Annotated in this window: 10 protein-coding genes, 1 tRNA gene and 1 rRNA gene; 10 read left to right on the top strand and 2 right to left on the bottom strand. The window is 48.0% G+C overall.

Annotated elements, in window-relative coordinates:
- The first annotated feature begins 189 nt into the window (after positions 1-189).
- The 10 genes from rrf to B212_RS0127190 all read left to right on the top strand — a co-directional run bounded on the left by rrf (position 190) and on the right by B212_RS0127190 (position 8,748).
- Positions 190-306, top strand: a 5S ribosomal RNA gene (gene rrf, locus B212_RS0127240).
- 390 nt (positions 307-696) lie between these two features.
- A complete protein-coding gene (gene guaB, locus B212_RS0127235; protein ID WP_028531065.1) occupies positions 697-2,154 on the top strand; it encodes an IMP dehydrogenase in 1,458 nt (485 codons plus the stop codon).
- 120 nt (positions 2,155-2,274) lie between these two features.
- Positions 2,275-3,666, top strand: coding sequence for a D-alanyl-D-alanine carboxypeptidase family protein (locus tag B212_RS0127230; RefSeq protein ID WP_019914443.1), 1,392 nt, complete (start codon positions 2,275-2,277; stop codon positions 3,664-3,666).
- 113 nt (positions 3,667-3,779) lie between these two features.
- Positions 3,780-4,661 (top strand): pyridoxal 5'-phosphate synthase lyase subunit PdxS, encoded by an 882-nt coding sequence (pdxS, locus tag B212_RS0127225; protein ID WP_019914442.1) that lies wholly within the window; start codon positions 3,780-3,782, stop codon positions 4,659-4,661.
- Positions 4,662-4,680: 19 nt separating this feature from the next.
- Positions 4,681-5,265 carry a pyridoxal 5'-phosphate synthase glutaminase subunit PdxT gene (gene pdxT / locus B212_RS0127220; protein WP_019914441.1) on the top strand — a complete coding sequence of 195 codons (585 nt, stop codon included), beginning with the start codon at positions 4,681-4,683 and terminating at the stop codon, positions 5,263-5,265.
- A 70-nt stretch (positions 5,266-5,335) separates the two neighbouring features.
- Positions 5,336-6,625, top strand: coding sequence for a serine--tRNA ligase (gene serS / locus B212_RS0127215; protein WP_019914440.1), 1,290 nt, complete (start codon positions 5,336-5,338; stop codon positions 6,623-6,625).
- 64 nt (positions 6,626-6,689) lie between these two features.
- Positions 6,690-6,778: transfer RNA gene (locus tag B212_RS0127210), tRNA-Ser, on the top strand.
- A gap of 262 nt (positions 6,779-7,040) precedes the next feature.
- On the top strand, positions 7,041-7,382 hold the full coding sequence (locus B212_RS0127200) for a hypothetical protein (RefSeq protein WP_019914439.1): 342 nt from the start codon (positions 7,041-7,043) through the stop codon (positions 7,380-7,382).
- A 13-nt stretch (positions 7,383-7,395) separates the two neighbouring features.
- Positions 7,396-7,548, top strand: a complete 153-nt coding sequence (locus B212_RS0127195; protein ID WP_019914438.1) for a small acid-soluble spore protein P — start codon at positions 7,396-7,398, stop codon at positions 7,546-7,548.
- Positions 7,549-7,653: 105 nt separating this feature from the next.
- Entirely contained in the window at positions 7,654-8,748 is a 1,095-nt protein-coding gene (locus B212_RS0127190) for a DUF6612 family protein (protein WP_019914437.1), read from the top strand.
- Positions 8,749-8,807: 59 nt separating this feature from the next.
- Here the strand turns inward: B212_RS0127190 and B212_RS0127185 are convergent, their stop codons facing one another.
- Both B212_RS0127185 and tadA read right to left on the bottom strand, forming a co-directional pair.
- The gene (locus tag B212_RS0127185) at positions 8,808-9,386 is read right to left on the bottom strand and encodes a GNAT family N-acetyltransferase (RefSeq protein ID WP_019914436.1); all 579 of its coding nucleotides are present in this window, start codon (positions 9,384-9,386) and stop codon (positions 8,808-8,810) included.
- Between the two features lie 40 nt (positions 9,387-9,426).
- Positions 9,427-9,936: a tRNA adenosine(34) deaminase TadA gene (gene tadA / locus B212_RS0127180; RefSeq protein WP_036668555.1), complete on the bottom strand. Its 510-nt coding sequence runs from the start codon at positions 9,934-9,936 to the stop codon at positions 9,427-9,429.
- Positions 9,937-10,184 lie beyond the last annotated feature (248 nt).

The raw sequence follows: 10,184 nt of genomic DNA, 5'->3' as shown, positions 1-10,184 counted from the left end.
TTCCCAGCAAGTAAGACCCCTTGAAGACGACGAGGTAGATAGGTTGGAGGTGGAAGCACGGCAACGTGTGGAGCTGACCAATACTAATCGGTCGAGGGCTTATCCAAAGAACTAAAACGCAGGTTTCGTTTCGGATTCAGTTTTCAGGAATCAAGTTCCTGAATCAAGCATTTGCACCGCAAGTGCCCGTTTGGTGGCGATAGCGGAGGGGTTCCACGCGTACCCATCCCGAACACGACCGTTAAGCCCTCCAGCGCCGATGGTACTTGGACCGAAGGGTCCTGGGAGAGTAGGACGCCGCCAAGCAGCATGAAGCCATTGTTGAGCCATCGACAATGGCTTTTTTGTTGTAATTACGTGCTTTTTCGATTCTTCGGGCAGTGTTAAATCATGGATGTAGATTGTAGCATTGTCCACTCTATACGGACTTTCGTCCAAGAATTCGCTTACCGGGTGTCCGTTTTCCGAATACTATCTCAGATGATGTAATATTCTTGACAGGCCAAAAGCCCTTTGCTAAGATGGCAATAATATATTTTTGGACAAGCATCTCAAACCTTAATTGAAGATACGAATTGGTCTAGCTTTCAGGTCTTTACCGGTGTCTGTCTGGTATGGACTTGAACCTTAGTTTCTTCATCATAAAGTTTGCGGGCAGTTAGAATAACGTTTATATACTGAGGAGGAATGACCCAGGTGTGGGAAGATAAGTTTGGCAAAGAAGGATTAACTTTTGATGATGTGCTGCTGGTGCCCCGTAAATCCGAGGTACTGCCGAAGGAAGTAGACCTGGCCACGGTACTAAGCAAAAATGTAAAGCTGAACATTCCTTTGATGAGTGCGGGCATGGATACGGTCACGGAAGCAGCTATGGCGATTGCAATTGCCCGTGAGGGTGGAATCGGCGTTATTCATAAGAATATGTCCGTGGAGCAGCAGGCGGAAGAGGTGGACCGTGTGAAGCGCTCCGAAAGTGGTGTTATTACGAATCCTTTTTCTCTTACACCAGAACACTTGGTATCCGACGCTGAAGTCCTGATGGGTAAATACCGTATTTCCGGTGTGCCTATCGTCGATGAAAGCAATAAGCTGGTTGGGATTCTAACGAATCGCGATCTGCGCTTTATTCATGATTTTAATATTCAGATCAAAGAAGTAATGACACATGACAACCTGGTCACTGCTGCCGTGGGCACTACGCTTCAGGAGGCAGAGGGTATTCTGCAGCGTCATAAGATTGAGAAGCTGCCGCTGGTGGATGAGAACAACATTCTCAAGGGTCTGATTACTATAAAAGATATCGAAAAAGCCATTCAATTCCCGAATGGTGCCAAGGATGCTCATGGCCGTCTGCTGGTTGGTGCAGCGATTGGGATTTCCAAGGACATGCTTGAACGGACAGAAGCCTTGGTAAAGGCCGGAGTCGATCTTATTACTGTCGATTCTGCACATGGTCACCACATCAATATTATTGAAGCTGTCCGCAAATTGCGTGGGTTGTACCCGGATCTTACAATTATAGCCGGCAACGTGGCTACCGGAGATGCAACCCGAGAGCTGATTGAAGCGGGAGCTTCAGTAGTTAAGGTGGGAATTGGACCGGGTTCGATCTGTACCACACGTGTAATTGCCGGTATTGGCGTACCTCAGATTACAGCCATCTATGATTGTGCTACAGTAGCCCGCGAGTATGGTATCCCAATTATTGCGGACGGCGGGATTAAATACTCCGGAGAGATTACGAAAGCTATAGCTGCTGGAGCATCGGCTGTTATGATGGGCAGTATGTTTGCCGGTACGGAAGAAAGTCCGGGGGAATCGGAACTTTACCAAGGCCGCAAATTTAAAGTGTACCGTGGTATGGGCAGTATGAGTGCTATGAAGCAGGGCAGTAAAGACCGCTACTTCCAGGATGATGACAAGAAGCTGGTTCCAGAAGGCATTGAAGGCCGCGTTGCTTTTAAAGGAAGTCTTTCTGATACAGTTCATCAGTTGATTGGCGGCCTGCGCTCAGGCATGGGGTATTGCGGAACCAAGAATTTGACAGAGCTGCGCAACGATACTACGTTTATCCGGATTACCGGAGCCGGGTTGCGTGAGAGCCATCCGCATGATGTACAGATTACGAAGGAAGCTCCTAACTATTCCTTGTAATCTGTCGTATATTTCATGGACAGGCAGGACGAATTCGTCCTGCCTGTCTTTTTTTGCAGGTACCCCTGTGTTAAAATAGAACAAGCAATAATATGAGGGTAAAAAGGAGAGTAGTAATCATTGAAGCACAAGCGTAAATTCAGCGGTAAACAATTTGTGATTAAGACAGCGGCAGTGGGCCTGCTTTTAAATATGTTAGCTTTTCCAGTAGGTTCTGTACTGGCTGAAGCGGTGAAGACACCGGCTACGACTAAGTCAGGCACAGCAGCAGCAACAACTCCTAAGACTACTGCAGTTAAGATTCCTTCGGTAGAGAGCCTTGGGCTCAACTTGAAATCGGCGGTATTGATTGAAGCCTCCACGGGTGAGGTGCTTATGTCTTTGAATGCGGACGTTGCTCTGCCTCCGGCAAGTATGACCAAGATGATGACGGAGTATCTCGTTGCGGATGCGGTAAAGAAAGGCCAGCTCTCTTGGGATCAGAAGGTCATTGTGCAAGAGAATGCCTCCAAGCAAATTGGTTCGCGCATTTTTCTGGCTAAAGGTGATGAACATACGGTAAAAGAGCTCTACATCGCGATGGCGGTAGGCTCTGCAAATGATGCTACTGTAGCTCTAGCAGAACAGGTAGCTGGATCTGAGCAGCAATTTGTGGCTCTAATGAACGAGACTGCGCAGAAGATGGGTATGAAAACAGCCTATTTCATTAACTCAACCGGTCTTGACCGGGCTGATATGCCTACGAAGTTCCAACCCAAGGATAAACGTGAAACCGTAATGTCCGCTATGGATGCAGCTATTCTCGGCAAATATATTGTTACCGATCACCCTGATTTCTCGGATTTTACGACCATACAGTCCTACCAATTCCGTAAGCGCGATACAAAACCGATCATCAATTATAACTGGATGCTTGAAGCGAACAAGAACATTCCTAACTTTAAGGCGTATGCTTATCCAGGCCTTGATGGACTGAAGACAGGGCATACTACGAAGGCGGGCAACAACTTCACAGGTACTGCCGTTAGGAATGGAATGCGGCTGATCAGTGTTGTAATGGGAGCCAACTCCGAGGCCCACCGTTTCACTGAGACGAAGAAGGTGCTTGATTTCGGCTTCAATAATTTTGAGGTCAAGCAGGTTGTAGCTCCTAAGGCTGTGCTTGCCGGCAATGAGACAGTTCCTGTGCTGAAGGGCAAGAACAAAGACGTTTCCGTGGTTACGGACGCCGGAGTTACCTTTATCGTACCGAAAGGAACCGTTTCGCCGCAAATCAAAACTACCGTTGTAACCAATGATCCGGCAACTTTGGTTGCGCCAATTCCGGCAGGAAGCAAGGTGGGCAAGGTTACTTACTCTTACCAGGTGGCAGGGATTTCTCAGGTTCAGGAGAAGACCGTTAATCTGATCACTGCAGAAGAGGCTGAGAAGGCCGGCTGGTTCAAGCTGCTGATGAGAGCCATCGGAGAATTTTTTGCCGATCTGTTCAAAGGAATCAAGAACTTGTTCTAACGGTGGCAAAAAGTCGAAAACAGAAGATAATCCGAGTAAATACGTTGTATATATTGTCGCCTTGCGGTAAAATTATTAGTTAGATTAAGGAAGATTAGTCGGGAGGCTTGGACATGGAAACAGGAACAGCGCGAGTTAAAAGAGGTATGGCAGAAATGCAAAAGGGCGGCGTCATTATGGACGTCATGAATGCAGAGCAGGCTAAAATTGCTGAGGCTGCGGGTGCAGTAGCCGTTATGGCTCTTGAGCGCGTACCTTCTGATATCCGCGCAGCGGGCGGTGTAGCACGGATGGCCGATCCCACAATTGTAGAAGAGGTTCTCAAGGTGGTAAGCATACCAGTAATGGCCAAAGCTCGTATCGGTCATTACGTAGAAGCTAAGGTCCTGGAATCACTGGGTGTCGACTATTTAGATGAGAGTGAAGTGCTTACTCCCGCTGATGAAGTGTTCCATATCAATAAACGTGAATTTACGGTTCCGTTTGTATGCGGGGCAAAAGATCTGGGTGAAGCGCTGCGCCGCATTAACGAAGGGGCTTCCATGATCCGGACCAAGGGTGAACCGGGAACAGGCAATATTGTGGAAGCTGTTCGCCATATGCGCTATATTAACAGCCAGATCCGTAAAGTAGCCAATCTTTCACTTGACGAACTATATAATGAAGCTAAGACATTGGGTGTTCCTTATGAACTGCTGCTTGAAGTGCATGAGCTGGGCAAATTGCCGGTTGTCAACTTTGCTGCTGGTGGCGTAGCAACTCCCGCTGATGCTGCTTTAATGATGCACCTGGGTGCAGACGGTGTATTCGTAGGCTCTGGTATTTTTAAATCGGACAGTCCTGAGAAGTTTGCCCGTGCAATCGTTGAAGCAACAACTCATTATACGGATTACAAATTGATTGCAGAAGTGTCTAAGAATCTCGGCACCCCGATGAAGGGAATTGACATTGCCACACTGACTCCAGCAGAACGCATGTCTGAGCGCGGTCGTTAATAGAGAGAAGGTTGTCCGGATGAAGATAGGAGTGTTGGCGCTTCAGGGCGCCGTAACAGAGCATATTGTCAGTATAGAGAAGACTGGAGCGCAAGGTCTGCCAATCAAGCGTGTAGAGCAGCTTGAGGAAGTACAAGGGCTGATCATTCCCGGCGGAGAGAGCACAACAATTGGCAAGCTTATGCGGAAGTACGGCTTTATTGAAGCCATACGTGATTTTGCCGGACAAGGCAAGCCGATTTTTGGGACATGCGCCGGTATGATTGTACTGGCTAAGCGTATTGCTGGTGGCGAACCCGGCCATTTGGAGCTGATGGACATTACCGTTGCTCGTAACGCCTTCGGCCGCCAGCGGGAAAGCTTTGAATGCGATCTTGAGGTTAAAGGTATTGATGAGCCGGTGCGGGCTGTGTTTATTCGCGCACCACTCATCAACGAGGTTGGTCCTGAAGTCGATGTGCTGACAGTCTATAACGACGAGATTGTGACTGCACGCCAGGGCAATCTGCTTGTATCTTCTTTTCATCCAGAATTGACAGATGATCACAGGCTGCACCAATACTTTGCCAATATGGTGAAGGATAGCGTAGCAGCCAACCAATAAAATTGCATATAAGAACATCCTGACTCTTTCATTTTGAAAGAGTTATGATTGTTTTCAGGAGGGAAACTTTGTGTTAGATGTAAAAGTATTGCGCAGTGACTACGCCAAGGTAGAAGAGGCGCTTAATAAGCGCGGCAAATCGCTTGATTTGATTGCTGAATTCCCGCATCTGGATCTGCGCCGCCGTGAGCTGCTGCAAGAGACAGAAGGACTCAAGAACCGCCGGAATACTGTGTCGGGTGAGGTTGCAAAGAAGAAGAAGAACGGTGAACCTGCCGATGACCTGATTACAGAAATGCGTACTGTGTCTGACCGGATCAAAGAGCTGGATGACGAGGTGCGTGAGCTTGAGACCCGAATTGAAGATTTGACTATGAATATTCCGAATATTCCCCATGAGTCTGTGCCTGTAGGCAAAACAGAGGAAGAAAATGTTGAAGTTCGCCGCTGGTCACAGCCGCGTGAATTTGGGTTCACGCCGAAATCACACTGGGAGCTGGCACAGCAGTTGGATATTATTGATTTTGAAGCCGCTGCCAAGGTTACAGGCTCACGGTTTGCTTTTTATAAAGGGTTGGGAGCACGGCTGGAGCGTGCACTGATTAACTTCATGATGGATCTTCACAGCGGGGAGCATAGCTACGAGGAAATGTTGCCGCCGTATATTGTTAACAGAGATAGCCTTTACGGCACAGGCCAGCTTCCGAAATTCGAAGAGGATCTGTTCAAGCTGCGGGATACTGAATATTATCTTATTCCTACTGCTGAGGTTCCGGTTACGAATTACTATCGTGAAGAGATTCTGACGGCTGCAGATTTGCCAAAATACCATGTGGCCTACAGCTCCTGCTTCCGTTCTGAAGCGGGCTCGGCGGGGCGTGATACCCGCGGACTGATTCGCCAGCATCAGTTCAACAAGGTAGAGCTAGTCAAGCTAACTACACCGGAGACCTCCTATGAGGAGCTGGAAAAGATGACAGCAGATGCAGAACGCGTGCTGCAGCTATTGGAGCTGCCGTACCGTGTGCTCGCGCTCTGCACAGGTGATATGGGCTTTACCGCGGCCAAGACGTACGACCTGGAGGTATGGCTGCCGGAATGCGGGATGTACCGTGAAATTTCCTCTTGCTCCAACACTGAGGATTTTCAGGCACGCCGGGCAAATATCCGTTACCGCAAGGAGCCTAAGGCCAAGCCTGAATTCGTTCATACGCTGAATGGCTCAGCCCTTGCTGTTGGCCGGACAGTAGCAGCCATTCTGGAAAATTACCAGCAAGAGGATGGCAGTGTCATGATCCCTACAGCCCTGCAGCCGTACATGCGGAATGTTAAAGTGATCAGCTCTAAAACTAATCAATGATTATAGTTGCTTTTTGTTTGGAATGTATGGTACAATCCTAATGCTTGTGAAATTTTGATGCATTGGAGAGGTACCGAAGCGGTCATAACGGGGCGGTCTTGAAAACCGTTAGGGTGCAAGCCCACATGGGTTCGAATCCCATCCTCTCCGCCATTCCTTTAAAAGCTAAATACGAACAGATAGAAGCTGCCTTCCTTGGAGGGTGGCTTTTTTATTGTCAAATGGAACCTGTGCCAACAGTATCAGTTGAACAAATGGTAATAATCAAGAAATCTGCAGGCGGGCAGCGAACGGAAGTCCAAACATTCCCCGCAGTTACGACCAGACCTCCATATGAAAATCTATAGTTCAACCTACATAGAATAAAAAGCCCCATTTCTCCGCAATGTATTAGAGAAGGAGGCTGATAAGAACAATGGACCGACAACTGCAGATGGATCAGCAAAGTCTGGTTAATGCGTGGCAGGAGCGTTTGCCTGCCCTGATGGAGGATGGAGACAGTTTTAGCGTACAGGGTGATGAGGCGGACCGTAACAGTCTGCTGATTCATTTTAATGCCGCCGGACATCAAGCCTATTCCCTTGATTTCCGCTGTACTTATGTTGATAGCCGTGAGGTAGCTGTGAATCTGGTCGACGTCGAGCAGGATGGGCGCCATATGGATGAACGTGCCGGCGCTATTCAACAGTTGGCGCAGCAGTACACAAGACAGATTCATGAATGTGCCCAGGCTCTTCAAGACTTGACCAATCCATAGGAGGCGAACCGTAATGAGCAAACCCAAAAGTGTGCCTGTTCCCGGAACCGGGGAAACCCGCCAAAGCCGGCGCAATGATCACAAATCGTCTGGACCTGAACCGCTCTCCGGCTCTAAAAAGGTAAAACAGGCCAATCATGTGGACCATCATAATCCACAGGGTTAAACGTATTCTTGGATGATAATCTAAACGAAGTGGTTTCTCATTATTACCAAATGGGTTATCATTAGGAGGGGAAAGAATTTTTTCACATGGGAGAGGAGATTTTTAATGAAAAAAAGATGGGGGTTATCCGCTGCTGCTTTGTTGCTTACAGCCGCAGTAATTTTGCCTGGCTGTGCTAACAAGCAGGAAGCACCTAAAGAAGCTTTGAAGTCCGCCGCTATCAAAGCGACAACACTGAAGTCATATGAAATGAAAAGCAAGGTAGTCATTAACAATTTGACGATTGATGCGCCAGCCGGTGGTGAGACAGATGCGACAACTGCGCAGGTGCTCAGTATGCTCAAGAACGCTGACATTTCAGTTGAGGGTGTATACCAGGCAGAGCCATTGCAGACTGAATTAACGATGGTATTGAATTTGAAGGGCGATATGACGATGTCCTTCAACATTCCTATGGTTATGACAGGGGAGAAGATGTACATCAAAATCCCGTCCATTCCATTTTTGCCGCTTCCGGAATCAATTGTTGGCAAGTTCGTAGAGCTTGATCCAAAGGAACTGGCAGAGCAGGGAGGCACGGACTGGAATCCTGCCGCTATGGATACTCAGAAGATGCAGAAGCTCTCCAACGAGGTGCTGAACACATTAATGGGCGAGTATGATGAAGCAAAATATTTTAGCGATATCAAATTGAAGGATGCAGGTTTGCCGGAAGGCGTAGAAGCCGAACAGGTTGTTCAGTTCAAGGTGACCAATGATAATGTCAAAGATGCGCTCACTGTTCTTGTGAATAACGCCCTGCCGAAGATTATAGATATCCTGGGCAAGGAAGAATACAAGGGTATGCTGAATATTGACGCCGCCGATCTGTCCAAAGCCAAGGAAGAGCTTAAGTCCAGTGAGTCCCGCAAGGAGTTCGACAAGGACTTGGCTGACCTCGGCAAGTATCTGACAATCAACCAGTTCCATCTCAACACAGCGATCAACAAAGACAATTATCCTGTGTACCAGGATCTGCTGATGGATTTCAAGGTCAATGATCCGGACAAAGGCGAGAATGTCGGCTTATCTGTTAGCGCGAGCAGTCAATACAGCAAGATTAATGAGAAGCAGACTTTCAAGATTGGCATTCCTAAAGGCGAGGATGTTATAACTCTGGAAGAACTGCAGCAGCAGTTTAGCAGTCTGGGCACTTATTAAATTAAATACAGTAACAGAAATCCCGCATGTGTGACCTTTTATCACGCATGCGGGATTTTTTATTGAATATTAGGTTCTGCTTGTTGCACGACATCTTCCGCAAGAATGGCGTAGGTGCGGTGATCCTGAAATTCGCCATTGATCTTAATAAAACGGCGGGCTACCCCTTCAGCCTGGAAACCGTTCTTCTCCAGAACCCTGCGGGAGCCCGTGTTATGCAGCAGGATGGAGGCTTGCACTCTGTGCAGGGCAAGAGAGCGGAAAGCGAACTTCAGAATGAGGCCAACAGCAGCGCTGGTGTATCCTTTTCCTTGTAGCGCAGAATCAATAAAATACCCAATATCGGCATATTGTCCGACGCCACGAACTACGTTAGAAATGGTGATCTGGCCGATTAGCTGGCCGTCCAGCAGAAAGATACCGAACATATACCCTTTGTCCTGACGAGAGTCCTCCAGGCGCTGGCTGATGAGCTGCTGCTGGCTCTCCAGCGTGAAGTAGTCTTCCTCACGCAGAGGCTCGAATGGTTGATGCTGTTCTTTATTGCGCAGACGCAGGTTTAGTAGTTCGTCGGTATCCTCAAGCTGCAGCAGTGAAATATAAATGCCTTGAGTATTGTTGTATAGCTTAATAGGCATGGGGGTTCCTCCCTTTTATGATAGCAGTGCTGTGGAATGATTAAGGCGTGGAGGGCTTCTGGCGCAAGCGGCGGAAAAAGGCAGTCAGCAGCTCTGCACATTCCTTTTGTAATATTCCTTGAATGATTTCGGTACGGTGATTAAACCGCGGCTCCTCCAGAAGATTCATCAGGGTTCCTGCGCAGCCGGCTTTGGGATCAGGGGTGCCGTATATGGTAAGCGGTACCCTGGACTGGACCATCGCTCCGGCACACATGGGGCATGGCTCCAGTGTAACGTATAACTGGCAATCAAGCAGACGCCACGAATGGAGTGCGGTACTGGCTTCGCGAATGGCCACCATTTCAGCATGAGCGGTCGAATCCATCGTCGTCTCGCGCAGATTATAGCCGCGTCCGATAATTTCACCCTGGCGGACAACAACTGCACCAATCGGAACTTCCCCCAGCGCTTCCGCCTTTTGGGCCTCCGCAATCGCTTCCCTCATCCAAAATTCATGAATCGCCAATTCGTCGGGTGGCAGTTCAGTATGTATCCTATCCAAACTCATCTTCCCTTCTGCAATCTTTCCTTGTACAACGAACAAATATTCGTTCTTAACAAACTGTGCATAACTCTGTGGATAATGCCCGATTTATGCACAATGTTGTACACATAGCCATTTGATAAAATGTTTATATGTGCATAACCTGTGGATGGTTTCTTATCTATTGTAGAGAAAGTGTCAGTGAAATTCAATATTTCCTGAAGCGTAGAGCACTGTGAAATGTCTTTTCAAATGGAGGGGCAAAAGGTATG

This window comes from Paenibacillus sp. HW567 (assembly GCF_000374185.1).
Taxonomy (GTDB): domain Bacteria; phylum Bacillota; class Bacilli; order Paenibacillales; family Paenibacillaceae; genus Paenibacillus_AQ.
This window is presented reverse-complemented; position numbering and strand designations above follow the sequence as displayed.

What these genes read in the sequence shown, in the direction of transcription:
- B212_RS0127200 (WP_019914439.1), top strand. Translation starts at nt 7,041, where the DNA reads ATGGACCGACAACTGCAGATGGATCAGCAAAGTCTGGTTAATGCGTGG.
- pdxT (WP_019914441.1), top strand. Translation starts at nt 4,681, where the DNA reads ATGAAGATAGGAGTGTTGGCGCTTCAGGGCGCCGTAACAGAGCATATT.
- B212_RS0127190 (WP_019914437.1), top strand. Translation starts at nt 7,654, where the DNA reads ATGAAAAAAAGATGGGGGTTATCCGCTGCTGCTTTGTTGCTTACAGCC.
- tadA (WP_036668555.1), bottom strand. Translation starts at nt 9,936, where the DNA reads ATGAGTTTGGATAGGATACATACTGAACTGCCACCCGACGAATTGGCG.
- B212_RS0127185 (WP_019914436.1), bottom strand. Translation starts at nt 9,386, where the DNA reads ATGCCTATTAAGCTATACAACAATACTCAAGGCATTTATATTTCACTG.
- pdxS (WP_019914442.1), top strand. Translation starts at nt 3,780, where the DNA reads ATGGAAACAGGAACAGCGCGAGTTAAAAGAGGTATGGCAGAAATGCAA.
- B212_RS0127195 (WP_019914438.1), top strand. Translation starts at nt 7,396, where the DNA reads ATGAGCAAACCCAAAAGTGTGCCTGTTCCCGGAACCGGGGAAACCCGC.